This window comes from Klebsiella sp. (assembly GCF_027492335.1).
In the GTDB taxonomy this organism is placed as follows: Bacteria; Pseudomonadota; Gammaproteobacteria; order Enterobacterales; family Enterobacteriaceae; genus Klebsiella; species Klebsiella huaxiensis.
Window position 1 is genome coordinate 53,558 of the sequence record NZ_JAPUEW010000011.1, and the last position, 25,431, is coordinate 78,988.

Below are 25,431 nucleotides of genomic sequence, written 5' to 3' on the forward strand. Positions count from 1 at the left end.
AAAATATTTTAAACTTTAAAGGAACTCTCAATGAGGACAATCGATGTTCAGGAAAGGCCTATTTCGCCACCGGCCACGCAGAAGCGAACCAAAACGCGAATTGTAATTTTAATGTTACTCTCTATTGGTACGATGATAAATTATCTTGATCGTACTATCCTTGGTGTTGTTGCTCCTAAGTTAACAAGCGAAATACATATCGATCCGGCAATGATGGGCATCGTCTTTTCTGCTTTTGCCTGGACCTATGCGCTGGCACAAATCCCTGGCGGCATGTTTTTAGATCGCTTTGGTAACAAATTAACCTACGCACTTTCAATTTTTTTCTGGTCAACCTTCACTCTATTACAAAGCTTTTCTGTCGGTTTAAAATCCTTGTTGCTACTGCGCTTAGGTTTGGGAATCAGTGAAGCCCCCTGCTTCCCGGTCAACAGTCGGGTCGTGAGTAAATGGTTTCCCCAACATGAACGCGCACGTGCAACGGCAACTTACACCGTCGGAGAATATATTGGCCTGGCGGCATTCTCTCCTTTACTCTTTATTATTCTTGAACATCATGGCTGGAGAACGTTATTTTTTATTACTGGTGGTTTAGGTATTGTATTCACTTTTGTTTGGTGGAAATTTTATCACGAACCGCATGAATCCAAAACCGCAAATAAAGCCGAACTGGAATATATCGGTTTAGAAAATACCGAGAAAGCGAATGAAAATGTCCCTTTCAACTGGCCCGATGCAAAACGTTTATTGTGCTGCAGGCAAATCATTGGCGCCAGCCTTGGGCAGTTTGCAGGTAATACTACGCTGGTTTTCTTCCTGACCTGGTTCCCCACCTATCTGGCCAATGAGCGCCATTTGCCATGGCTTCACGTTGGTTTCTTCGCCTCCTGGCCATTTATGGCAGCGGCTGTTGGCATTCTTTTCGGTGGCTGGGTCTCCGACAAAATATTAAGAAAAACCAAGTCTGTAAATATTAGTCGAAAATTACCCATTATTTCAGGGCTATTGCTTTCCAGTTGTATCATCGCGGCTAACTGGGTGGAGAGTAACACTGCGGTCATTATTATTATGTCGATAGCCTTCTTTGGCCAAGGGATGGTTGGGCTGGGCTGGACGCTAATTTCAGATATTGCCCCTAAAAATATGGCTGGGCTTACTGGTGGGATCTTCAACTTCTGCGCAAATATGGCATCGATCATTACCCCATTGATTATTGGCGTAATTATATCGATGACCGGTAATTTCTTCTACGCACTCATTTATATTGGTCTGACGGCATTTATTGGCGTTATCGCCTATATTTTTATTATCGGCGATATCAAACGGATTGTATTGAAATAGCAAGTTGCGTGAAACTACCCCGGCAGGCACCATCTACCGGGGTAGTCAGGTAATTAGATATCCTTAACTTTACAGGTCATAAACAGCGTCACCAGCGAAATAGCGGCAATGGTCCAGTAGACGCTGGCGTGCCCATAGCTCTGTGATATCGCCCCCTGAATGACCCCGGCCAGAATCACTCCAGTGGAGATACTGTTGGTGAACAGCGTCGTTGCCGCCCCTGCCCTTCCGGGCATCAGGTCCTGAAACCACAACATGCCAATCCCGGCGACGATGCCGATAAACACAGCGTTAAACAACTGTAGTGCCAGCAACGCTACCCGGTCATGAAACAGAATCAGGCCGACATAAAACAGAACGCCTGCCGCAACCGCTGCTACCATCATGTTGCGTTTGCCCCAGCGCTTAACGTAGTAGCCTGCCAAAATCATAGCCGGAATTTCCAGCCCGGCGGCGGTTCCCATCAAAATCCCCGCAAGACTATCCGGCAGACCCAGATCGCTGCTGATCCACAATGGCATATCGATGATATACATCGTGTTGCAGGTCCACATCAGGGTAGAGGCGATAAACAGCATACGTACGTTTTTATCATGCCACCCTCCAGCCTGCTGTAGCACTTCAGTACCTTCCGAAGGTTGCTCAACGCGGGCAACCGACGGCAACTTGAAGGCAATCAGCACCAGGCTGATGACAAAAATGCCCGCAGCTATCGTAAACATGGTGGTAAAGCCGTAATTCAGCGCCAACATAAAAGCCAGCGGCGGGCCAATCACCCACGCCAGCGAGAGCTGAGCACGCATTATCGAACTGAACATCACCACTTCACGCGCCGAGCTATCGGCATATTCCCGCGCCAGCGCAAAAAGCTGCGGCATCGCGGCATTCGCCACCGAAGCCAGCATCACCCCACAGGTAATCAGCGTCAGATAATGGCGATTAAATGCAAACAACAGCGCATTACCTACCGCCATCAGGCAGCAGAACATAATCAAGCACCGACGATCGCCCCGACTATCGGAGCGCTTAGCCAGCGCCAGGCTGACCAGGATCCCGGCAATCGCGTTAACCGTATAGAAAAGCCCCACCCAGAAAGGCTGCGCGCCCACTTCGCGGCTAAGAAATAAACTGAGCGTTGGCGCTTGCAGTGCACCAGCGATTCCCATCATGAAAGCGACCAGCATAAAAGCGGCGTAAACGCCGTTAAGACGTCGCCCCATCGTCATTAACCACAGCATGTCATGTCCTTAAACCACGCGAAGAAAACGAAAAAAGCCAGCAGAGGTTTTCTGCTGGCGGGTGATTCTATACTCTATGGATTTCGAGTTGCGGGCAGGTGGCCAGAACGTAAGTCCCTGGAAACATAGATAACTATGTGACCTGGGCGAGCGGGCGCAGCCAACGCACCTGCAGCTTGAAAGACGACGAGTATAACACCAATACTCAGTCACACATGATGTCTGCAAGTCAATGATCAGAGGTCTGCGACGTAACTCCCCACTGCATCAGTTCGCCAAGAATTTCCTGCTGTCTTCCTGCCATCAGGCGGGCCAGCCAGGACGCATCCTGCGTCGCAGAAAAGTAGCGTAGGTAGAACTGTTTTGTGGTTGACCTCATCATATTCACCTCCTCACTTCATCGAGGTTGATTATTGACTTAATATAGGAAGTAATAAATTGCTGAGTTTTTATCAGGAGTTCCCCTTTTATGTCTTCCGGTCGTTTACAACAGCAGTTCATCCGCTTATGGCAGTGCTGCGACGGCAAGTCGCAGGAGACAACGCTAAATGAGCTGGCAGATATGTTGAGCTGCTCGCGCCGTCATATGCGTACCTTACTGAATATGATGGAAGAGCGCGGCTGGCTGACCTGGGAGGCGGAGGTCGGGCGCGGTAAGCGCTCCCGGCTGGCTTTCCTCTATACCGGTCTCGCCTTGCAACAACAGCGAGCGGAAGACCTGCTTGAGCAGGACAGAATCGATCAACTGGTGCAGTTGGTTGGCGATAAAGCCGCCGTCCGGCAAATGCTGGTTTCCCATCTCGGCCGCAGCTTCCGTCAGGGGCGGCATATCCTGCGCGTCCTCTATTATCGGCCGATGAAAAACCTGTTGCCCGGCAGCGCGTTGCGCCGTTCGGAAACCCATATCGCCCGGCAGATTTTTAGCGCCCTGACGCGGGTAAATGAGGAAAATGGGGAACTGGAAGCCGATATTGCTCACCATTGGCAGCAAATTACCCCAACCCACTGGCGTTTTTTTCTGCGTCCTGGCATTCATTTTCATCATGGACGTGAACTGGAAATGGAAGATGTCATCACCTCCTTACAGCGTAGCAACGCGCTGCCGCTGTTCTCTCATATCGAGCGCATCGACTCCCCCACAGCATGGACTCTCGACATTCATCTTAGCCAGCCTGACCGCTGGCTACCGTGGCTGTTAAGTCAGGTCCCGGCAATGATCCTGCCGCATGAGTGGCAGTCTATGGAGAAATTCTCCAGTATCCCTGTTGGTACCGGGCCTTACTCGGTGGTACGCAATAACCAGAATCAGCTCAAAATTCATGCTTTCGACGACTATTTCGGCTATCGGGCCTTGATCGATGAAGTTAACGTCTGGGTGCTGCCGGAAATCAGCGAAGAACCCAATGGCGGATTAACGCTCCAGGGCACCACGGAGAGTGAAAAAGCGGTGGAAAGCCGTCTGGAAGAGGGTTGCTACTATCTGCTGTTCGATACCCGTAGCCCGCTCGGCGGCAACACCGCGGTTCGCCAGTGGTTAAGCTACCTGTTCCAGCCCGCCAGCCTGCTCTATCACGCTGGTGAACATTATCAGGGCAACTGGTTCCCGGCCTACGGCCTGCTACCCCGCTGGCACCATGCGCGCAGCCACGCTTGCGAAAAACCGCCGGGCCTGGAGACGGTCAAACTGACCTATTACCAGGACCACGTTGAGCATCGCTTGATAGGTGGGATTATGGCGACGCTGCTGGCCGAGCATCAGGTCAAACTGGAAATTCAGGAGCTGGAGTACGAAGAGTGGCATCGCGGCGAAGTGGTCAGCGACGTGTGGCTCAATAGCGCCAACTTCACGTTACCGATCGATTTTTCCCTGTTTGCCTGGTTGTATGAAGTCCCGCTGATTCGCCACTGTATTCCCATCGACTGGGAGCAGGACGCCAGCCGTTGGCGCGCAGGAGAGCTTAATCCGGCCACCTGGAGCCAGCAGCTGTTGGCCAACCAAACCATTGTGCCGCTCATACACCATTGGCTGATGATCCAGGGGCAGCGCAGCATGCGCGGCGTGCGCATGAATACCCTCGGCTGGTTCGACTTTAAGTCCGCGTGGTTTGCGCCACCGGAGCCGTAAGGCTTTCCGTCAGCTAACAAAATCATTACACTAACTGCCGTTCTCAACGGGGTGCTAATAAACATACGCAATATCATTCAAGTTGCATCAAGGCAGCAAGCGGGTGAATCCCCTGGAGCATAGATAACTATGTGACTGGGGGTGAACGCGCGAAGCTAACGCAGATACGGCTTGAAGGATGAAGCGTATGGGCTGAGAAAATACCCGTCGAACCTGATCCGGATAACGCCGGCGAAGGGATTTGAGGCCCACTCAAAATCCTTTGCCACCCCTTTTTTCTGAGGTGCAAAGTGTTGAAAAAATTACTCCCGCTGCTGGCGCTGGTCGCTGCGCCCGTTTTCGCCAAACCACTCCTGACCGTTTATACCTACGACTCTTTCTCCGCCGACTGGGGGCCAGGTCCGGCGATTAAAAAAGCCTTTGAAGCCGACTGCAACTGCGAACTGAAGTTTGTGGCGCTGGAAGATGGCGTCTCGCTGCTTAACCGCCTGCGCATGGAAGGCAAAAACAGCAAAGCCGATGTCGTGCTTGGGCTGGATAACAACCTGCTGGAAGCTGCCTCTCAAAGCAAACTGTTCGCCAAAAGCGGCGTACCAGCCACCGCGTTCAGCGTGCCTGGCGGCTGGGACAACGATACCTTTGTCCCCTTTGATTACGGCTACTTCGCCTTTGTTTACGATAAAAACAAGCTCAAAAATCCGCCGAAAAGCCTGAAAGAACTGGTTGAGAGCGACCAGAAATGGCGGGTGATTTATGAAGATCCGCGCACCAGCACGCCGGGCCTTGGCCTGCTGCTGTGGATGCAAAAAGTCTACGGCGATAAAGCCCCGGAAGCCTGGCAGAAGCTGGCGGCAAAAACCGTCACCGTCACTAAAGGCTGGAGCGAAGCCTACGGCCTGTTCCTGAAAGGCGAAAGCGACCTGGTGCTGAGCTATACCACCTCCCCTGCTTACCACATTATTGAAGAGAAGAAAGATAACTACGCCGCAGCCAATTTCGCAGAAGGCCACTATCTGCAGGTTGAAGTTGCCGCCCGCACAGCGGCCAGCAAGCAGCCGGAACTGGCGGAGAAATTCCTCAAATTTATGGTTTCGCCAGGTTTCCAGAACGCTGTCCCTACTGGCAACTGGATGTATCCGGTCACCCAGGTTGCGCTTCCGGCAGGCTTTGGCGCACTGATGAAACCGCAAATTACTCTCGAATTTACCCCTCAGCAGGTCGCAACCGACCGCCAGAACTGGATCAACGCATGGCAACGCGCCGTCAGCCGCTAACGTTCGGCTGGCTCATGCCGGGCCTGACGGCGGCCGCCTTACTGGTCGCCGTCGCGCTGGCCGCGTTTCTGGCTCTGTGGTTCAGCGCACCAGAAGCGGCCTGGCGTACAATTGTTAGTGATAGCTATCTCTGGCACGTGATACGTTTCTCCTTCTGGCAGGCCTTTCTTTCCGCGTTTTTTTCGGTGATACCGGCGATATTTCTTGCCCGCGCCCTTTACCGACGTCGATTCCCCGGACGTATGCTGCTACTGCGTCTGTGCGCAATAACCTTAATCCTACCGGTGCTGGTCGCGGTGTTTGGTATTCTTAGCGTCTACGGCCGCCAGGGCTGGCTCGCCGAATTATTTAACGCTCTCGGCTGGCAGTGGGAGTTCTCGCCTTACGGGCTACAAGGGATCCTGCTGGCGCACGTGTTCTTTAATATGCCGATGGCCACGCGCCTGTTACTTCAGACTCTGGAGAATATCCCCGGCGAGCAGCGGCAAATCGCCGCCCAGCTCGGGATGCGCGGTTACGTCTTCTTCAGGCTGGTTGAATGGCCGTGGCTGCGTCGGCAAATTTCACCTGTCGCCGCGCTTATTTTTATGCTCTGCTTTGCCAGCTTTGCCACCGTGCTATCGCTGGGCGGCGGCCCGCGAGCCACCACCATCGAACTGGCGATTTACCAGGCGCTTAATTTTGACTACGACCCGGCGCGCGCCGCGATGCTGGCGCTTATCCAGATGATCTGCTGTCTCGGGCTGGTATTGCTCAGCCAGCGCCTGAGCAAAGCCCTTGCCATCGGGGCCAGCAACATCCACGGCTGGCGCGATCCCGACGACCGACTACACAGTCGCTTAAGCGATTTTGCGTTGATCACCGCGGCGCTGCTGCTTCTGCTACCTCCGCTGCTGGCGGTAATATTCGACGGTCTGAACAGCAATATGTTTAGCGTGCTGCGCCAGCCCGCGCTATGGCAGGCGCTATGGGCTTCACTGCGCATCGCCCTTGCTGCTGGCGTCTTAAGCGTCATTCTGACCATGATGCTGCTGTGGAGCAGCCGCGAGCTTCGCGCCCGCAGTTACCCGCTGGCTGGCCAGGCGCTTGAACTCAGCGGGATGCTGATCCTCGCCATGCCGGGCATCGTGCTGGCCACCGGTTTCTTCCTGCTGCTCAATAACAGCGTGGGCCTGCCGGAATCCGCCGATGGCATCGTGATTTTCACCAATGCGCTAATGGCGATTCCCTATGCGCTTAAGGTGCTGGAAAACCCTATGCGCGACATCGCTACCCGCTATGGCACGCTGTGCCAGTCGTTGGGGATGCACGGTTTTACCCGCTTGCGGGTGGTTGAGCTTCGCGCTTTAAAACGTCCGCTGGCCCAGGCACTGGCTTTTGCCTGCGTGCTGTCGATTGGCGATTTCGGTGTCGTAGCGCTGTTTGGCAATGAAAACTTCCGCACCCTGCCGTTCTACCTGTATCAGCAAATTGGCTCTTACCGTAGCCAGGACGGCGCCGTTACCGCCCTGCTGCTCCTGCTGCTGTGCTTTGTACTCTTTAGCGTGATTGAAAAACTTCCGGGGCGTGATGCTAAAACTGAATGATGTGACCTGGCTTTACCAGCATCTACCGATGCGCTTTACGCTCGGCGTTGAACGCGGCGAGCGCATTGCGGTTCTCGGTCCCAGCGGCGCGGGGAAAAGCACACTGCTAAACCTGATTGCCGGTTTTTTACCGCCCGCCAGCGGCAGTATCTCCATCGACGACCAGTCCCATACCCATACGCCGCCCGCGCGCCGCCCGGTATCGATGCTGTTTCAGGAAAATAACCTATTTAACCATCTGACCATTCGCCAGAATATTGCGCTCGGGATGAATCCGGGGCTTAAGTTAAATGCCGAACAGACAGACCGTTTGCAGGCTATTGCCGGGCAGATGGGTATCGATTCGCTGTTGGACCGCCTGCCGGGCGAGTTGTCCGGCGGCCAACGGCAGCGTGCGGCGCTAGCGCGTTGTCTGGTGCGCAAACAGCCGGTACTGTTGCTGGATGAACCCTTTTCGGCGCTTGATCCCGCTCTGCGCCAGGAGATGCTGGCGCTGGTCGCCGACGTTTGTCAGCAGCAGCAGTTGACGCTATTGATGGTGTCGCACAGTGTGGAAGATGCGGCGCGCATTGCGCCGCGTTCAATCGTGGTCGCCGAGGGGAGAATCGCCTGGGATGGCACAACTGCCGAACTGCTCAGCGGCAACAGCTGTGCCTCGTCGCTATTGGGGATTAGCGCAAAATAACCTTATGCAGGATCTCAAGATAGACCGGCATCAGCGGATGGCGGAAGGCAAAAGTCAGCGCCACTCCGGCGGCAATAAGCATCAGCGGCGTCAGCCACAGCAGGCGCGAGCGCGGCAGGAAGCGGGTTAAGCGATCGCCCGAACTTTTGGCGCTGCGCCACAGTCGCCAGCACAACCACGCAGCCAGCCACGCCAGCAGCGCCGCCCCCAGCAGCAGCCACTTAAAGCTGGCGCTATGCTCGTCGGCCGGAATATCAATCGCCGCTCCGGCCAGAATTCCTGGTAAAAAGTAGAGCGGCGGCCACAGCAGACAGCCAATAATATTAGGCGGAATAAATTTCGCGACCGGCAGGTCAAGCATTCCGGCAACCATCGGCACCAGCGGGCGCGTCGGTCCGACGAATCGACCAATCAGAATGGTGAACATACTATGCTGATGCAGCGCATGTTCGGTTTTATCGAGCAGCGCTTTGTTTTTCTTCAAAAAAGACCAGCGATGCAGCGGCTTCTTAAAGCGCCAGCCAAGCCAGAACGAAATCCAGTCACCAAGCAAGCAACCAATAATCCCCGCCAACCATGCCTGCCAGAAGTTAACTTCACCGCTGCCGATCAGCGCGCCCAATCCGGCCATCATAACCGTTCCCGGTAAGATAAGTCCCACCAGCGCCAGCGACTCCAGGAAGGCGACCAGCAGAACGGCTATCAGGGAATAGACCGTGGATTGAGTAATAAAGTGTTCCAGCAATGCTTGCATAATGTACCCGGCAGTGTGATCAGCAGAGGATTGTGCGGAGAGGCGTAATTCGCGTCAATACATTATTTGTATTAATGAATTTAGCAGTAATACAGGAATTTACGTATGCGGCAAGAGTAAAAGAGAGAGGGACCGCCTCCGGGAGAAGCGGTCAGTTGTATCAGGCGCGACGCTGGAACGAACGGTAAATATTCGTCAGCTGCAGAGCGACCACGAGGAAAAAGCAGGCGGCCAGAACCATAGAGATCGGTCTGGCAACGAATGCCATCGGATCGCCTCCGGCCTTAATCATGGATGACAGGAGGTTTTTCTCAAGCATAGGTCCGAGGATCATGCCCAGAATAATCGGCGAAATAGGATACTCTTTGCGCTGTAGCCAATAACCAATAACACCCATCACCAGCATCACCACCACAGAAGAGACGGAGTTATCGATAGCAAAGGAGCCGACAATGCTGAAGATAAGGATAATCGGGTACAGAATCGCTTTATCAATCCAGATAATGCGCTTAATAAAGCTGACGGCCAGCGTAGCCAGCGGCAGCAGCGCCAGGTTGGCAATCAGAAACAGAATAAACACCGCGTACAGCTTATCGGCCTGAAACAGGAACAGCGTCGGCCCGGGGTTCATATCCTTCATGTACAGCACGCCAATGATGATCGCCGCAGCAGAGTCGCCGGGAATACCAAACACCAGCGAGGGGATCCAGCTTCCCGCGAGGCTAGCATTGTTGCTGCTGGAAGAATCCACGATTGCCTCTTCTGAGCCGTGGCCGTACAGCTGCGGCTGTTTAGAGAACTTCTTCGAAATCGCATAGCTAATCCAGGCGGCAATATCCGCTCCGGCACCGGGCAGCGCGCCGATAAGCGTACCGATAATACTGCTGCGGCCGAGATTTAGCTTACGCGACCAGATAACCTGCCCCATGCCTTTAAACAGGTTAATACCCGACTGCGTTTCCGGCACGCTACGTACCGCCTCGACCACCCGATCGCGGTAATACTCAATTGCTCCGGAAATCGCAAACAAGCCGATCATTGCCGGAATAAAATTAACCCCTTGCAGCAAACTAATCTGACCAAAGGTAAAACGCGGTATGCCTGAGATTTGGTCGTAGCCAATACAGGCCATTAATAACCCCAGACATAACGTAACCATCCCCTTTAGCGGGTGGTTACCCACCACCAGGGTCGCGCAGGTCAAGCCCAGCAGCGACAACCAGGTATATTCATAAGAGCTAAATTTCAAAGCGAATTTCGCCAACATCGGCGCTGCGCCCATCAAAATAAACGAGCCGATAATACCGCCGATCACCGAACTGACTAAACCGATGCCTAATACGCGGTTAACCTTACCCTGCTTCACAAGTTCATTTGAGTCAGCCACGTAGGCAGCCGATGCCGGCGTTCCCGGTATTCTTAATAGCGCTCCCGGAATATCCCCGGCGTAAATGGATGATGCGCCAACGGAAATCATCAATGCCAGCGCCGGAATAGGGTCCATAAAAAAGGTGAACGGCACCATCAACGCCACGGCCATCGTCGCCGTTAAGCCAGGAATGGAGCCGACAAATAAACCAAATGCGCTGGCGGCGAGCACCGCTAAAATTGCGCTGAGATTAATATAGGCAAATGCCTGTAAAAAGATGTCCATATCTCCCCTTAAAACCAGATACCCGCAGGAAGCGCCACCAGCAGCACGCTGGCAAACACGTAATAGATAATGAGCGATGCGGCAATAGATGTTCCCGTCGCCAGCAGGAGTTTGACGCCTCTGATTTTCATTAAAATAAACAGCAGCAAACAGGAGCAAACAACAAAGCCTAAAATATCCAGCAATAAAACAAACAGCATCACCGCAATGATAATCAGCGCCAGCGCTTTACATTCCGCCCGGCTGAATAATGACTGCCGAGTTCCACGGTTTTTGATATCGATAACGGCATCAATGGCGGTAAGAAATAGCAGCAGCCCGCTAATCAGCGTCGGCATAAACCCCGCGCCATGCTGTCCGGCACCGCCGTATTCCGTGACGCTGATAGAGAAAATGGTGATAGCAAATATAAGAATTAAAAAAGGGGTTAACGGTAATGCACGCATGATGATATCCCTTCATAACGGCGACGGCGCTCAGCCGCCGCCAGGCTTGCGGTAACTATTTTATTTTGTTAATTAACTTGCCGTATTTTTCATCTTCCTGAGCCATAAAAGTCTGCATTTCAGCACCAAAGAGCGGATAGACTTCAAACCCTTGCTTAGTCGCGAACTCCTGCAACTTGCCCTCTGCGAAAACGGCTTTCATCGCCTCGGTTAGCTTCTGCGAAATGTCATCTGCCGTTCCGGCAGGAACCACCAGCGAGTTCCAGGTCGCGAGGCTATATTTATAAGCCGTCGCCTGCTGGAAAACCGGAATATCTTTATATAAACCTTCCGGTTTCTCCGCCATGGTGGTCAGGTTACGCACCATTTTGGCATCAACCATGCTTTTCGCCTCACCGGGTGAAGAGGTCGTGAAATCAATACCACCGGAAACCAGCTCCATTAGCGCGGAGTTAGCGCCCTCAGACGGAACCCAGATCACCGCAGACGGCGGCAGCCCCATGCTATCCAACATGCCAATCAAATTAAGATGCCAACCGGAATTCAGACCACTGCCAGAGGCCTTCAGCTTGCCGGGATTAGCCTTAATGTAATCCGTCAGTTGCACAATATTTTCAAACTGAGAATTGGCTGCCACCTGAACGCCACCAAGATTTACCGCCAGACGGGTTATCGGTGTGTAATTTTTGTAGCTCAGATTGGTCATACCCTGATGATGCATCATCGCAATTTCGACCGTGGCGATCCCCAGCGTATAGCCGTCCGCTTTCGCCCGCGCAATGGCATCATGTCCGACGACACCCGCGCCGCCAGTGCGGTTCACCACGTTGACGTTAACGCCAAGCTGCTTTTGCAGGCCTTCTGCCACTAGCCGCGCCACGGTATCGGTGTTGCCGCCCGCCCCCCAAGGTACGATTATCTGAATAGGTTTATCCGGCCATGCAGCGAGTACGGAGGTGGAAACAAAGAGTGAAGCAACCGCTAAACTTGCGAAGGTACGTTTCATGTTCTGGACTCCTGTCTGATGTTCTATCGTAGGTCAGTTCGTTTACTTCGGTAGATCCGCGAGCTGTTTACGCTGCCACTCGCCGCTATCGGCAATCTGCTGCAAAATCACCTCCAGGCCCCAGTATTTTTTCAGCACATCGTCCGCAGTGACGCGGCAGTGAACGCTGGCGAAGGTTCCGCGCTTCTGATGGAAAATTTTGGCGTTTTTCGGGTAGCCGATAGTTTCGGTAACGGCGCTGAGGGATAAAAACCAGGCCAACTGCTCTGCGGCATCACGGTGCTGTGCGCCATGGTGGTAGAGCCAGTGGTACAGGTCCGGATGGAAGTTAGTAAACACGCCGCAGAATCCTTTTGAACCTGCCTGCATCGCCTCCCAGGCAATGGCCGCGTTGGCGTTTACAATAGCCATCGGCGTCTCTTTCACCAGTTCAACGCGGCGGATGACGGTTGGCAGATCGCAGCTCACATCTTTCAACACCCGGAAGCGGCCGCTGGCGGCGCAATACATCAGCTCTTCGTCGGAAAGCAGGCGGCGGTATGGGGCTGGGCACTCATAAAGCCCCAACGCCATTGAAGACGGCAGCGCGGCCAGAATAGCGTCCAGATGGTGTTTAAAGGCATCCGTCCCCTGATTCTCAGGATCAAGATGGTTAGTCACTAACACCAGCGCATCAATGCCGGTTTGCGCCATCGCCGAAAGCTCGGCAATCTGCGCGTTCAGATCGTCGGAAATATGCCCTGAAGCGATGACCGGAATCCGCTTTTGCGTATAATCGACGACAAATTTCGCCAGTTCGACGCGTTCTTCCAACGTTAAGAATTGCATCTCACTGGACTGGCACACGGCAAATAGCGCATCCGCGCCGTTGGCAATATACCAGTCAATTAAATTCCCCAGCCCCGGATAATCAACGACATTATCATCAGTAAAAGGGGTTAACATAACGGGAATAATACCCTCAATTTTTTTCATTTCATCAATCCTTTATTCGACGATAAATCAGAGAGTCTGAATAGCGACGTTCTGTTGTTTCATTCGGGCGGCGACTAATGAGTCATCCGGCATATTGGCTGCCCCTTCCTGCTCAACCGCTAAAGAAGCAAAGGCGCTGGCGTACCAGGCCGACCTGACCAGCGATTCTCCCTTCGCCAGCGACGCGGCCAGCGCGCCGTTAAACGCATCACCCGCACCGGTGGTATCCACTGCAACGGCGGAAAATGCCGGAATATGTGAGTAGTTCTGACCGTCAAAAATTAAGGCCCCCTGCTTGCCCATGGTAATAATAACGGCACACTGCCCGGCATTATTAATATGCGTTGCCGCCTGCATAGCCGTAGGGATATCATGTACCTGCACACCAGACATGGCTGCTGCCTCCGTTTCATTCGGCGTAACAATATCCGCAAATGACAATAGACTTGCGACATCAGGCGACCACGGAGCCGGGTTTAATATTGTCGTAATTTGTAATTCTTTCGCGCATTTCAGTGCTAACTGGGTCGCCGAAAGATTATTTTCCATTTGCACAACGAAGACATCGGACTCGGCAATGAAATGCGAAAGTTGCGCAATATCGCCGTCAGTCAGTTCATGGTTGGCACCGGGAGAAATAGCAATCATATTCTCCCCTTCATCATTAACATAAATAACGGCGCACCCCGTTGCGGCATTATCTGTTTCATACAACGTAAATGAGCTCATGCCAACGGATTCAATATGGTTACGGGCAAAAAGATTAAACTGGTCGCGACCCACTTTACAGGCAAAATGAATCTGAGCACCCGCGCGATACGATGCCAACGCCTGATTCGCTCCCTTGCCTCCCGGGCCCAGCGTCGTTTCTCTGGCAATCAGGGTTTCGCCATCACGGGGGAAGCGATGTACTTTGGCAACGATATCGACATTAAACGAACCTAATATGCAAACTTTTCCAACCATAGCGCGTCCTTTTTCATCCTGAGATGTTAAATAACTAATTCCCCGTTGCTGCTGTTTTAGCAGCAAGCTCATATCCACATAGTCGTGCTGGAAGAGCGCGCTTTGCATCAAATGTTTTTTTAATGAAACGCCTCCGTGATGGCGGGTAACAATCCCTCGTTTTTGTAGCCACGTTAAATCCGCACGAATAGTCTCTTTGGTCACGGAAAAATGTTCCGCCAAATCGCTTACGCTGCGCTCTTCTCTGGAGCGCAGTAGCCTGACGATATGCTCACGGCGAGTATCACGATACATAAGTCATCCTTTTCTTTTATTATCACCAAAAAGAAAAAGTTTACCGGGAGTTTACTCAAGAAAAAAACAGAGAAACAAAAATAAACAAAAAACGAGGGGAGGTAAATCGTAAATTAATACTAGATGATATGATATATACCCCACATAAATACATGCAATAAATCACAGTGACGGAATATATATAAATAAACATCAGGTGCTGAGTATAAATATAAATCTCAGCACCTCTTATTAGATTATTCACACCCGGCGCGAAATTCGCTCGGGCTGGCACCGGTACACTTTTTAAATACCCGCGAAAAGTAGAGCTGGTCTTCAAAGCCCACGTTACGCCCTACGGTGGCGATCGGCATTCGCGTGGTGCTGAGCAGCAGTTTTGCCTGGCTAATTCGCTGGTCCTCACGCCACCCCAGCACGCTAATCCCTAGCTGCTGGCGGAACAGATGCGACAGGCGCGACGGCGACAGACAGACGTGCTGGGCAACGCTGGCAATATCGAAATGGCTATCCGCCAGATGATCGCTGATGTACTGACAGGCATCGCGCACCCGGTTATCCAGCGGTGGGTGCAGTGACTCGTTGATCGCCTCCATGCGCCTTAGCAGCAGTTGCTCCATCAGGTTTATCGCCAGCAGTTCTGAATAACGCCCGGCCCCCTGCCCGGCATCAACAATTTGACCAAACAGTTCGCAAAAACGCGTCTGCCACTGCTCATCGGGGCGAAAAAAACCGGTCTGGGCAAAAATCGTCGGCCAGTTCAGCCATTCATGCCAGTAGGCGCGCGGCCGGAAGTAAACCCACTGGTGATACCACTCCCGGGCATCAGGGTGGCGCCCATAATGGTGAATTTCCCCCGGCGGGAACAGCAGCATATCGCCGGGTCGGCAGATAAATTGCTCTCCGTGGTTGTTGATTATCCCTTCGCCGCGGATCGTCAGGTTCAGAATATACCCCTTCATACCCAGCGGGCGGTCAATGAAGAAATCCAGATAGCCTTCTGCGTCAATTGGCGTCAGGCCCGTCACCAGATGGGCATTAAAGGAGTAACCTGGCAATAAAGGATCGTTTTGCGTTTCGGCCATAAAATCAGCTCTCCCGGAGACATTTTGGACACCAATTGTCCATACCTTGTATTTTATCGTCTGGCTGACAGCCCGTACTGCGACGTGGATTAGAAATCGAATTAAAACCCGCCTTCTCTCGGCAGAAACTGAGCGCAGCGCACAATTCATACGCATTCAGCACATAACTGAAGTGTCTATAAATACGGCAGAAAAGTCCACATTGAATATTTGCACGGCGTCACACTTTGCGACCTCACAGCAATATAGTCCATAAGATTAGCGAATACAGCCTGACGGTTTTCGGCACGAATATCTACTGTTTCACCATGAATGTTTTTTAGCATGGAGTAACAGAATGGCAATTGCGATTGGCCTCGATTTTGGCAGTGATTCAGTACGTGCCCTGGCAGTGGAATGCGCGACCGGCGAAGAGCTCGCCGCAAGCGTCGAATGGTATCCGCGCTGGCAGGAGGGGCTGTTCTGCGATGGCCCGAACAATCGGTTCCGCCATCATCCACGTGATTACATTGAATCAATGGAAGCCGCGCTGAAAAGCGTTCTGGCGTCATTGAGCGCCGAACAACGCGCCGCCGTCGTGGGTATCGGCGTCGACAGCACTGGCTCAACGCCCGCGCCGATTGATGCCGACGGCAACGTCCTGGCGTTACGCGAAGAGTTCGCCAACAACCCGAACGCGATGTTCGTACTGTGGAAAGACCACACATCGGTGGAAGAGGCGGAGGCCATCACCCGTCTGTGCCACCAGCCAGGCAAAGAGGACTACTCTCGCTATATCGGCGGCATCTACTCCAGCGAGTGGTTCTGGGCCAAGATCCTCCATGTCACCCGCGAGGATAGCGCCGTTGCCGAGGCCGCAACTTCGTGGATTGAGCTGTGCGACTGGGTGCCAGCCCTGCTTTCCGGCACCACCCGTCCGCAGGATATTCGTCGTGGCCGCTGCAGCGCCGGGCACAAATCACTGTGGCACGATAGCTGGGGTGGCCTACCGCCAGCCAGCTTCTTCGATGAACTCGACCCCATTCTTAACCAGAACCTGACCTGGCCGATGTTCAGCGAAACCTGGACCGCCGATTTACCTGTCGGCACGCTGACCGCCGAATGGGCGCAGCGCCTGGGTCTGACGCAAACCGTCACCATCTCCGGCGGCGCTTTCGACTGTCATATGGGCGCAGTCGGTGCTGGTGCCCAACCTAACGCACTGGTCAAAGTTATCGGTACCTCAACCTGCGACATCCTGATTGCCGACAAACAAAGCGTTGGCGAACGCACGGTAAAAGGGATCTGCGGCCAGGTAGACGGTAGCGTGGTGCCCGACTTTATCGGTATGGAAGCCGGACAATCCGCTTTTGGCGACATCTATGCCTGGTTTGGCCGCATTCTTGGCTGGCCGCTCGAGCAGTTGGCGCTCGCGCATCCGGAGCTGAAAGAGCAGATCAAAGTTAGCCAAAAACAGCTGCTACCCGCCCTGACCGAAGCCTGGGCAAAAAACCCATCCCTCGATCATCTGCCGGTGGTGCTGGACTGGTTTAACGGTCGCCGCACGCCGAACGCAAACCAGCGTTTGAAAGGGGTGATTACTGACCTGAACCTCGCCACCGACGCTCCGGCGCTGTTCGGCGGACTGATTGCCGCTACCGCTTTCGGCGCACGCGCTATTATGGAGTGCTTCACCGAACAGGGTATCCCGGTCAATAACGTGATGGCGCTCGGCGGCATTGCGCGGAAAAACCAGGTGATCATGCAGGCCTGCTGCGATGTATTGAATCGCCCGCTGCAAATCGTCGCCTCTGATCAGTGCTGCGCCCTGGGCGCCGCCATCTTCGCCGCCGTCGCCGCTGGCGTGTACCGCGATATTCCGACCGCGCAGGAGAACATGGCAAGCCAGGTGGAAAGCACCTTGCAGCCGCGCCCTGAGCAGGCACAACGTTTCGAACAACTCTATCAGCGCTACCAGCAATGGTCGGTCAGCGCAGAACAACTCTATCTCCCTTCGACTGCAAAGGCGGAAACAGCCCCGCAATCCCAGGCAGCTCTCACCCATTAAGGACATGAAAATGACAATTTTTAATAACTATGAAGTGTGGTTCGTTATTGGTAGCCAGCATCTGTATGGCCCAGAAACGCTGCGTCAAGTCACGAAGCATGCCGAACATGTGGTGAATAGCCTCAATGCGGAAGCCAAACTGCCGTGCAAACTGGTGCTTAAACCGTTAGGTACCACCCCGGATGAAATCACCCATATTTGCCGCGACGCGAACTACGATGATAAGTGCGCCGGGATGGTGGTGTGGCTGCATACTTTCTCGCCTGCCAAAATGTGGATTAACGGCCTGACTATCCTCAATAAACCGCTGATGCAGTTCCATACCCAGTACAACGCGGCTCTGCCGTGGGACAGCATCGATATGGACTTTATGAACCTGAACCAGACCGCGCACGGCGGCCGCGAGTTCGGTTTCATCGGCGCGCGTATGCGTCAACAGCACAGTGTGGTGACCGGCCACTGGCAGGATCAGGAAGCTCATCAGCGCATCGGGTCATGGATGCGCCAGGCGGTATCAAAACAGGATACTCGCCATCTGAAAGTGTGCCGTTTCGGCGATAACATGCGTGAAGTGGCGGTCACTGACGGCGATAAAGTTGCCGCGCAAATCAAGTTCGGCTTCACGGTTAACACCTGGGCAGTGGGCGATCTGGTGCAGGTGGTCAACGCGGTCACTGAGGGTGAAATCAGCGCGCTGATCGATGAGTACGAAAGTACCTACCGACTGACGCCTGCGGCGCAAATACACGGCGATAAGCGTCAGAACGTGATTGATGCCGCACGCATCGAACTGGGGATGAAGCGCTTCCTCGAACAAGGTGGGTTCCATGCGTTCACCACCACTTTTGAAGATTTACACGGCCTGAAACAACTTCCGGGTCTGGCCGTACAACGTCTGATGCAGCAGGGCTACGGCTTTGCTGGCGAGGGCGACTGGAAAACCGCCGCTCTGCTTCGCATCATGAAGGTGATGGCAACTGGTCTGCAGGGCGGCACCTCCTTTATGGAGGATTACACCTACCACTTCGAGAAAGGCAACGATCTGGCACTGGGTTCACACATGCTGGAAGTCTGCCCGACCATCGCTACCGCCGAGAAACCAATTCTCGACGTGCAGCCGCTGGGCATCGGCGGTAAAGCCGATCCGGCTCGTATCATTTTTAACACCCAGACCGGCCCGGCGATCGTCGCCAGCATGATCGATCTCGGCGATCGTTATCGTCTGTTGGTTAACACCATTGAAACGGTGAAAACCCCGCACGATCTGCCTAAGTTGCCGGTGGCTAACGCCCTGTGGAAAGCCCATCCAGACCTGCGCACAGCGTCTGAAGCCTGGATTATCGCTGGCGGCGCACACCACACCGTCTTCAGCCACGCGCTGACCCTGGACGATATGCGCCAGTTCGCCGAACTGCAGGATATCGAGCTGACTGTCATTGATAACGAGACGCGCCTGCCGTCGTTCAAAGATGCGCTGCGCTGGAACGAAGTTTATTACGGTTCAAAACGTTAAGAGGCCGTTCCCCTCACCCTAACCCTCTCCCCAGCGGGGAGAGGGGACCGCTCGAGCGCAATGCCGCCTTTCTCCCCTTCCCTTTTGGAGAGGGTCGGGGTGAGGGAAACCTGACTCGCCTGCTATTTGGAGTACATTATGTTAGAAGATCTCAAACGCCAGGTACTGGAAGCCAACCTGGCCCTGCCAAAGCACAATCTTGTCACCCTTACCTGGGGCAACGTCAGCGCCGTCGACCGTGAACAAGGCGTACTGGTGATTAAACCTTCCGGCGTCGACTACAGCATGATGACCGCCGAAGACATGGTCGTGGTCAGCCTTGAGACTGGTGAAGTGGTTGAAGGTAAGAAAAAACCCTCTTCAGATACGCCAACCCACCGCCTGCTGTATCAGGCATTTCCAACGCTGGGCGGCATCGTTCACACCCATTCGCGCCACGCCACCATCTGGGCGCAGGCCGGGCAGTCGATTCCGGCCACCGGCACCACTCACGCCGACTATTTCTACGGCGCGGTCCCCTGTACTCGCCTGATGACCGACGACGAGATCAATGGTGAATATGAGTGGGAAACTGGCGAGGTGATTGTCGAAACCTTCCGTGAAAAAGGCATCGACCCGGCGCAAATGCCCGGCGTACTGGTACACTCCCACGGCCCGTTTGCCTGGGGGAAAAACGCTGAAGACGCAGTGCATAACGCTATTGTGCTCGAAGAGATCGCCTATATGGGCATCTTCTGCCGCCAGCTGGCACCACAGTTGCCGGATATGCAACAAACGCTGCTGGATAAACATTATCTGCGTAAACACGGGGCGAAAGCCTATTACGGGCAGTAACCCTCCACAACCGTCTGCAAGTCTGGTAGCCCGGACAGGTGCGAAGCACCGCCTCCGGGAACGGATGCCCGTCACACCTGTATAAAACCCCAGCACCATTGTATGAACCAGGCTATAATCAGGCCTGGTTTTTACTAATGAGAGCACGGCGTGACGCAGCCACGAGAAGGTTTTTTACTGACCCGTCACTGGCGGGATACCGCGCAGGGCACCGAACTGACCTTCTGGCTGGCGACCGATGACGGCCCGCTTCAGGTCACGCTGCCGCCGCAGGAATCCGTTGCTTTCATCCCCGAATCCCAGCGCGCGCAGGTTGAACGCCTGCTGCAAGGGGAAAACGGCCACCGTATTGCTCCCCTCACCCTGAAAGATTTTCATCGCCAGCCGGTGTTTGGCCTCTACTGCCGCGCTCACCGCCAGCTGATGCGACTGGAAAAAAAACTGCGCGAAAACGGCATCACGGTCTATGAAGGCGATATTCGTCCACCAGAGCGCTATCTGATGGAGCGCTTTATCACCGCCCCGGTGTGGGTCGAAGGTGACGCGCGGGGCCAGCAGCTGGTTAACGCGCGGATGAAGCCCAACCCCGACTACCGCCCGCCGCTAAAATGGGTTTCACTGGATATCGAAACCAGCCGCCACGGCGAGCTCTACTGCATCGGCCTTGAAGGCTGCGGGCAGCGAGTCGTCTATATGCTCGGGCCTGAACCTGCTTCTTCGCCAGATGTCAATTTTGAGCTGGAGTATGTTGCCAGCCGCCCCCTGCTGCTGGAAAAACTTAACGCCTGGTTTGCCGCCCACGACCCGGACGTACTGATTGGCTGGAACGTCGTGCAGTTCGATTTACGTGTCCTGCAAAAGCACGCCGAGCGCTATCGTATCCCGCTGATGCTCGGGCGCGGCAACAGCGAACTGGAGTGGCGCGAGCACGGGTTTAAAAACGGCGTCTTCTTCGCTCAGGCCAACGGCCGCTTGATTATCGACGGCATCGAGGCGCTAAAATCCGCCTTCTGGAACTTTTCCTCTTTTGCCCTGGAATCGGTCGCTCGCGAGCTGCTCGGCGAGGGGAAAGCCATTGATAATCCCTGGGATCGGATGGACGAAATCGATCGCCGCTTTAACCAAGATAAACCGGCGCTGGCAACCTATAACCTGCAGGATTGCGAGCTGGTTACGCGTATCTTTCATAAAACGGAGATCATGCCGTTTTTGCTGGAGCGCGCTACGGTCAACGGCCTGCCTGCGGATCGTCACGGCGGCTCGGTCGCCGCCTTCGGCCATCTCTATTTCCCGCGTATGCACCGTTTGGGCTACGTCGCGCCAAACCTCGGCGAAGTGCCGCCACAGGCCAGCCCCGGCGGCTACGTGATGGACTCGCGGCCCGGCCTGTACGATTCGGTGCTGGTGCTGGACTATAAGAGCCTGTACCCGTCAATTATCCGCACCTTCCTGATCGACCCCGTAGGGCTGGTTGAAGGACTGGCGCAGCCCGATGATGCTCACAGTACCGAAGGTTTTCTTGGCGCGCGATTCTCGCGTGAGAAACACTGCCTGCCGGGGATTGTCGGGCAGATCTGGCACGGGCGCGACGAGGCAAAACGGCATAAAAATAAGCCACTGTCGCAGGCGCTGAAGATCATCATGAACGCCTTCTACGGCGTACTCGGTACCAGCGCCTGCCGCTTTTTCGATCCGCGCCTGGCCTCCTCAATTACCATGCGCGGCCACGCGATTATGCGCCAGACCAAAGCGCTGATTGAATCCCAGGGCTATGACGTCATCTACGGCGATACCGACTCCACCTTCGTGTGGCTCAAACGCCCCCACAGCGAAGAGGAAGCAAGCAGCATCGGCCGCTCGCTGGTGGCCTTTGTTAACGAGTGGTGGGCGACAGAACTTGGCAAAGATAACCTGACCAGCACCCTGGAGCTGGAGTTTGAAACCCACTTCTGCCGCTTTTTAATGCCCACCATTCGCGGTGCCGATACCGGCAGTAAAAAACGCTACGCCGGGATGATTCAGGAAGGAAGCGAACAGCGCATGGTGTTTAAAGGGCTGGAGACGGTACGCACCGACTGGACACCGCTGGCCCAGCAGTTTCAGCAGGAGCTTTATCTGCGCATCTTCCGCAATCAGCCCTATCGCGACTACGTGCGCGAAACCATTGATAAACTGATGAACGGCGAGTTTGACGATCGGCTGGTCTACCGTAAGCGCCTGCGCCGCCCGCTGGCGGAGTATCAGCGTAACGTGCCGCCGCACGTGCGAGCAGCAAGGCTCGCGGATGAGCAAAACGTCAAGCTGGGCAGGCCTCAGCAGTATCAGCAGCGCGGCAGCATTAAGTATGTCTGGACCACCAGCGGGCCCGAGCCGGTGGACTATCAGCAATCACCGCTCGATTATGAGCACTATTTGTCAAAGCAATTACAGCCTGTTGCCGACGGAATTCTTCCCTTTGTCGACGACGATTTTGCTACAATAGTGACAGGTCAGCTGGGGCTATTTTGATTTTTACTCATTCATTCAACCTGCAAAAAAGCAGTAAATTGAAGGGTGAGCAGGACGTGACGAACGTTCCGCCATCCAGTAATATAGCGCCCTTTCCATTCCCGGACCCAATATTGACACATCTCCGACTTTCTGGAGACTCTCAACTATTGCCTGCAATTAAAGAACTAAAGAGCCGAACATATATGCCTTTTACACTTGGTCAACGCTGGATTAGCGACACAGAGAGCGAACTGGGATTAGGGACGGTGGTTGCGCTGGATGCGCGCATGGTTACCCTTCTTTTCCCTGCTATCGGCGAAAACCGTCTGTACGCACGCAACGACTCCCCGATCACCCGCGTGATGTTTAACCCGGGCGATACCATCACCAGCCACGAAGGCTGGCAGCTCCAGGTTGACGAAGTTAATGAAGAGAACGGCCTGCTGGCCTACACCGGCACCCGCCTTGATACCCAGGAAGCCAACGTCACCCTGCGTGAAGTGCTGCTCGACAGCAAGCTGTCCTTCAGCAAACCGCAGGACCGCCTGTTCGCCGGGCAGATCGACCGCATGGACCGTTTCGCCCTGCGCTATCGCGCGCGCAAATTTCAAAGCGAACAGTACCGTATGCCGTGGAGCGGCCTGCGCGGACAGCGCACCAGCCTGATCCCGCATCAGCTGAATATCGCCCACGATGTCGGTCGCCGTCACGCGCCGCGCGTCCTGCTGGCAGATGAAGTGGGCTTAGGTAAAACCATCGAAGCCGGGATGATCCTCCATCAACAATTGCTCAGTGGCGCTGCCGAACGCGTGCTGATTGTCGTCCCGGAAACCCTGCAGCACCAGTGGCTGGTGGAAATGCTGCGCCGCTTTAATCTACGCTTTTCGCTGTTTGATGATGAGCGTTACGCAGAAGCCCAGCACGACGCCTTTAACCCGTTTGAAACCGAACAGCTGGTTATCTGCTCGCTGGATTTCGTGCGCCGCAGCAAGCAACGTCTGGAACACCTGTGCGATGCCGAGTGGGACATTATGGTCGTCGACGAAGCGCACCACCTGGTGTGGAGCGAAGAGGCACCGAGCCGTGAATATCAGGCGATTGAACAGCTGGCCGAACGCGTGCCGGGCATTCTGCTGCTGACCGCAACCCCGGAGCAGCTGGGTATGGAGAGCCACTTCGCTCGCCTGCGTCTGCTTGACCCTGGCCGTTTCCATGATTTCGCTCAGTTCGTTGAAGAACAGCAAAACTACCGCCCGGTGGCCGACGCCGTTGCCCTGCTGCTGGCGGGCAATAAACTCAACGACGCCGAACTGAACGCACTGAGCGATCTGATCGGCGAGCAGGATATTGAACCGTTATTGCAGGCCGCCAACAGCGACCGCGATGACGCACAGGCCGCCCGTCAGGAGCTGATCTCCATGCTGATGGATCGCCACGGCACCAGCCGCGTGCTGTTCCGCAACACCCGTAACGGCGTCAAGGGTTTCCCGAAACGCGAGCTGCACACCATTCGTTTGCCGCTGCCGACCCAGTATCAGACCGCTATCAAGGTCTCCGGCATTATGGGTGCGCGCAAAACTGCCGAAGAACGCGCCCGCGATATGCTCTACCCGGAACAGATTTATCAGGAATTTGAAGGCGATAGCGGCACCTGGTGGAACTTCGACCCGCGCGTCGATTGGCTGATGGGCCACCTCACCAGCCATCGCTCACAGAAAGTGCTGGTCATCTGCGCCAAAGCGGCCACCGCGCTGCAATTGGAACAGGTCCTGCGCGAGCGCGAAGGTATCCGCGCGGCAGTGTTCCACGAGGGCATGTCGATTATCGAGCGCGACCGCGCCGCTGCCTGGTTTGCTGAGGAGGATACCGGCGCTCAGGTGCTGCTATGTTCTGAAATTGGCTCCGAAGGGCGTAACTTCCAGTTCGCCAGCAACCTGGTGATGTTCGACCTGCCGTTCAACCCGGATCTGCTCGAGCAGCGTATCGGCCGTCTGGACCGTATCGGCCAGGCCCACGATATTCAGATCCACGTTCCGTATCTGGAAAGAACCGCTCAGTCGGTGCTGGTACGTTGGTATCACGAAGGGCTGGACGCATTCGAGCACACCTGTCCGACCGGTCGCACCGTTTACGACAGCGTGCATAACGAACTGATTAACTACCTTGCCGCGCCTGAAAATACCGACGGCTTTGACGATTTGATCAAATCCTGCCGCCAGCAGCATGACGCGCTGAAAGTCCAACTGGAACAGGGTCGCGACCGCCTGCTGGAGATCCACTCTAACGGCGGAGAAAAAGCCCAGGCACTGGCGGAAAGCATTGAAGAGCAAGATGACGACACCAGCCTTATCGCCTTCTCCATGAACCTGTTTGATATTGTCGGTATCAACCAGGACGATCGCGGTGAAAACCTGATTGTGCTGACCCCGTCAGACCATATGTTGGTTCCTGACTTCCCGGGCCTGCCGGAAGATGGCTGCACCATTACCTTTGAACGTGATGTTGCGCTGTCTCGCGAAGACGCACAGTTCATCACCTGGGAGCACCCGCTGATTATCAACGGTCTGGATCTGATCCTCTCCGGCGATACCGGCAGCAGCACCATTTCCCTGTTGAAGAACAAAGCGCTGCCGGTAGGAACCCTGCTGCTGGAGCTGATTTACGTCGTCGAAGCGCAGGCGCCGAAGCATCTGCAGCTTAACCGCTTCCTGCCGCCGACGCCGGTGCGCATGCTGCTCGACAAAAACGGTAATAACCTCGCCGGTCAGGTGGAGTTCGAAAGCTTTAACCGCCAGCTGAGCGCAGTTAACCGCCATACCGGCAGCAAGCTGGTTAACGCCGTCCAACAGGATGTTCACGCCATTTTGCAACAGGGCGAAGGCCAGGTGGCCAAAGCGGCCCAGGCACTGATCGATGCCGCGCGTAGCGAAGCAGACGATAAGCTGTCGGCTGAACTGTCGCGTCTTGAAGCACTGCGTGCCGTTAACCCGAACATCCGCGATGATGAACTGGCGGCTATCGAGAGCAACCGTCAGCAGGTTATGGACGCGCTGGCCCAGGCAGGCTGGCGTCTCGATGCGCTGCGCTTAATCGTGGTCACCCACCAGTAACGGAACGCGAA

Annotated in this window: 19 protein-coding genes; 10 read left to right on the forward strand and 9 right to left on the reverse strand. The window is 54.7% G+C overall.

Translation table 11 applies throughout. The features are described from left to right. Positions 1-30: 30 nt before the first annotated feature. Positions 31-1,341, forward strand: a complete 1,311-nt coding sequence (locus tag QVF11_RS04565) for an MFS transporter (protein WP_287855342.1) — start codon at positions 31-33, stop codon at positions 1,339-1,341. A gap of 53 nt (positions 1,342-1,394) precedes the next feature. Here the strand turns inward: QVF11_RS04565 and QVF11_RS04570 are convergent, their stop codons facing one another. Then, entirely contained in the window at positions 1,395-2,579 is a 1,185-nt protein-coding gene (locus QVF11_RS04570; RefSeq protein ID WP_287855343.1) for a sugar efflux transporter, read from the reverse strand. Positions 2,580-2,808: 229 nt separating this feature from the next. Then, positions 2,809-2,961 carry a glucose uptake inhibitor SgrT gene (gene sgrT, locus QVF11_RS04575; protein WP_110272583.1) on the reverse strand — a complete coding sequence of 51 codons (153 nt, stop codon included), beginning with the start codon at positions 2,959-2,961 and terminating at the stop codon, positions 2,809-2,811. 87 nt (positions 2,962-3,048) lie between these two features. Here sgrT and sgrR point away from each other — a divergent pair, with 87 nt between their 5' ends. The 4 genes from sgrR (at position 3,049) to thiQ (ending at position 8,249) form a co-directional block, all read left to right on the forward strand. Further along, entirely contained in the window at positions 3,049-4,704 is a 1,656-nt protein-coding gene (sgrR, locus tag QVF11_RS04580; protein WP_112215542.1) for an HTH-type transcriptional regulator SgrR, read from the forward strand. A 290-nt stretch (positions 4,705-4,994) separates the two neighbouring features. Next, positions 4,995-5,978 carry a thiamine ABC transporter substrate binding subunit gene (gene thiB, locus QVF11_RS04585; protein ID WP_287855344.1) on the forward strand — a complete coding sequence of 328 codons (984 nt, stop codon included), beginning with the start codon at positions 4,995-4,997 and terminating at the stop codon, positions 5,976-5,978. After that, positions 5,954-7,564, forward strand: a complete 1,611-nt coding sequence (gene thiP, locus QVF11_RS04590) for a thiamine/thiamine pyrophosphate ABC transporter permease ThiP (protein ID WP_287855345.1) — start codon at positions 5,954-5,956, stop codon at positions 7,562-7,564. Before thiB ends, thiP begins: the two co-directional genes overlap by 25 nt. Then, positions 7,548-8,249 (forward strand): thiamine ABC transporter ATP-binding protein ThiQ, encoded by a 702-nt coding sequence (gene thiQ, locus QVF11_RS04595; protein WP_142512321.1) that lies wholly within the window; start codon positions 7,548-7,550, stop codon positions 8,247-8,249. Before thiP ends, thiQ begins: the two co-directional genes overlap by 17 nt. On the opposite strand, the gene QVF11_RS04600 is transcribed toward thiQ, so the two are convergent. The 7 genes from QVF11_RS04600 to araC all read right to left on the reverse strand — a co-directional run bounded on the left by QVF11_RS04600 (position 8,236) and on the right by araC (position 15,426). Beyond that, positions 8,236-9,003 carry a DedA family protein gene (locus tag QVF11_RS04600; RefSeq protein ID WP_142512322.1) on the reverse strand — a complete coding sequence of 256 codons (768 nt, stop codon included), beginning with the start codon at positions 9,001-9,003 and terminating at the stop codon, positions 8,236-8,238. The genes thiQ and QVF11_RS04600 overlap by 14 nt on opposite strands. Positions 9,004-9,163: 160 nt before the next feature. Further along, entirely contained in the window at positions 9,164-10,657 is a 1,494-nt protein-coding gene (locus tag QVF11_RS04605) for a tripartite tricarboxylate transporter permease (RefSeq protein WP_287855346.1), read from the reverse strand. Between the two features lie 8 nt (positions 10,658-10,665). Then, on the reverse strand, positions 10,666-11,103 hold the full coding sequence (locus QVF11_RS04610) for a tripartite tricarboxylate transporter TctB family protein (protein ID WP_112215547.1): 438 nt from the start codon (positions 11,101-11,103) through the stop codon (positions 10,666-10,668). A 55-nt stretch (positions 11,104-11,158) separates the two neighbouring features. Then, the gene (locus tag QVF11_RS04615; RefSeq protein WP_287855347.1) at positions 11,159-12,109 is read right to left on the reverse strand and encodes a tripartite tricarboxylate transporter substrate binding protein; all 951 of its coding nucleotides are present in this window, start codon (positions 12,107-12,109) and stop codon (positions 11,159-11,161) included. Positions 12,110-12,151: 42 nt separating this feature from the next. Further along, the gene (locus QVF11_RS04620) at positions 12,152-13,084 is read right to left on the reverse strand and encodes a dihydrodipicolinate synthase family protein (protein ID WP_142512325.1); all 933 of its coding nucleotides are present in this window, start codon (positions 13,082-13,084) and stop codon (positions 12,152-12,154) included. 27 nt (positions 13,085-13,111) lie between these two features. Then, the gene (locus QVF11_RS04625) at positions 13,112-14,344 is read right to left on the reverse strand and encodes a PfkB family carbohydrate kinase (protein ID WP_112215550.1); all 1,233 of its coding nucleotides are present in this window, start codon (positions 14,342-14,344) and stop codon (positions 13,112-13,114) included. A 236-nt stretch (positions 14,345-14,580) separates the two neighbouring features. Next, the gene (araC, locus tag QVF11_RS04630; RefSeq protein ID WP_112215551.1) at positions 14,581-15,426 is read right to left on the reverse strand and encodes an arabinose operon transcriptional regulator AraC; all 846 of its coding nucleotides are present in this window, start codon (positions 15,424-15,426) and stop codon (positions 14,581-14,583) included. Positions 15,427-15,763: 337 nt separating this feature from the next. Between araC and araB the strand changes: the two genes are divergently transcribed. The 5 genes from araB to rapA all read left to right on the forward strand — a co-directional run bounded on the left by araB (position 15,764) and on the right by rapA (position 25,420). Next, the gene (araB, locus tag QVF11_RS04635) at positions 15,764-17,473 is read left to right on the forward strand and encodes a ribulokinase (protein ID WP_112215552.1); all 1,710 of its coding nucleotides are present in this window, start codon (positions 15,764-15,766) and stop codon (positions 17,471-17,473) included. A 10-nt stretch (positions 17,474-17,483) separates the two neighbouring features. Beyond that, positions 17,484-18,986 (forward strand): L-arabinose isomerase, encoded by a 1,503-nt coding sequence (gene araA, locus QVF11_RS04640; RefSeq protein ID WP_110272591.1) that lies wholly within the window; start codon positions 17,484-17,486, stop codon positions 18,984-18,986. Between the two features lie 138 nt (positions 18,987-19,124). Beyond that, complete coding sequence (gene araD / locus QVF11_RS04645; protein WP_110272592.1) at positions 19,125-19,820, forward strand: L-ribulose-5-phosphate 4-epimerase; 696 nt, start codon at positions 19,125-19,127, stop codon at positions 19,818-19,820. Positions 19,821-19,970: 150 nt separating this feature from the next. After that, positions 19,971-22,328, forward strand: coding sequence for a DNA polymerase II (gene polB, locus QVF11_RS04650; RefSeq protein WP_112215554.1), 2,358 nt, complete (start codon positions 19,971-19,973; stop codon positions 22,326-22,328). A gap of 185 nt (positions 22,329-22,513) precedes the next feature. Next, entirely contained in the window at positions 22,514-25,420 is a 2,907-nt protein-coding gene (gene rapA, locus QVF11_RS04655) for an RNA polymerase-associated protein RapA (RefSeq protein WP_287855348.1), read from the forward strand. The last annotated feature ends 11 nt before the right edge of the window (positions 25,421-25,431 follow it).

Coding starts and splice junctions, on each gene's coding strand:
- QVF11_RS04565 (WP_287855342.1), top strand. CDS start 31: ATGAGGACAATCGATGTTCAGGAAAGGCCTATTTCGCCACCGGCCACG.
- QVF11_RS04570 (WP_287855343.1), bottom strand. CDS start 2,579: ATGCTGTGGTTAATGACGATGGGGCGACGTCTTAACGGCGTTTACGCC.
- sgrT (WP_110272583.1), bottom strand. CDS start 2,961: ATGATGAGGTCAACCACAAAACAGTTCTACCTACGCTACTTTTCTGCG.
- sgrR (WP_112215542.1), top strand. CDS start 3,049: ATGTCTTCCGGTCGTTTACAACAGCAGTTCATCCGCTTATGGCAGTGC.
- thiP (WP_287855345.1), top strand. CDS start 5,954: ATGGCAACGCGCCGTCAGCCGCTAACGTTCGGCTGGCTCATGCCGGGC.
- thiQ (WP_142512321.1), top strand. CDS start 7,548: ATGCTAAAACTGAATGATGTGACCTGGCTTTACCAGCATCTACCGATG.
- QVF11_RS04600 (WP_142512322.1), bottom strand. CDS start 9,003: ATGCAAGCATTGCTGGAACACTTTATTACTCAATCCACGGTCTATTCC.
- QVF11_RS04605 (WP_287855346.1), bottom strand. CDS start 10,657: ATGGACATCTTTTTACAGGCATTTGCCTATATTAATCTCAGCGCAATT.
- QVF11_RS04610 (WP_112215547.1), bottom strand. CDS start 11,103: ATGCGTGCATTACCGTTAACCCCTTTTTTAATTCTTATATTTGCTATC.
- QVF11_RS04615 (WP_287855347.1), bottom strand. CDS start 12,109: ATGAAACGTACCTTCGCAAGTTTAGCGGTTGCTTCACTCTTTGTTTCC.
- QVF11_RS04620 (WP_142512325.1), bottom strand. CDS start 13,084: ATGAAAAAAATTGAGGGTATTATTCCCGTTATGTTAACCCCTTTTACT.
- QVF11_RS04625 (WP_112215550.1), bottom strand. CDS start 14,344: ATGTATCGTGATACTCGCCGTGAGCATATCGTCAGGCTACTGCGCTCC.
- araC (WP_112215551.1), bottom strand. CDS start 15,426: ATGGCCGAAACGCAAAACGATCCTTTATTGCCAGGTTACTCCTTTAAT.
- araB (WP_112215552.1), top strand. CDS start 15,764: ATGGCAATTGCGATTGGCCTCGATTTTGGCAGTGATTCAGTACGTGCC.
- araA (WP_110272591.1), top strand. CDS start 17,484: ATGACAATTTTTAATAACTATGAAGTGTGGTTCGTTATTGGTAGCCAG.
- araD (WP_110272592.1), top strand. CDS start 19,125: ATGTTAGAAGATCTCAAACGCCAGGTACTGGAAGCCAACCTGGCCCTG.
- rapA (WP_287855348.1), top strand. CDS start 22,514: ATGCCTTTTACACTTGGTCAACGCTGGATTAGCGACACAGAGAGCGAA.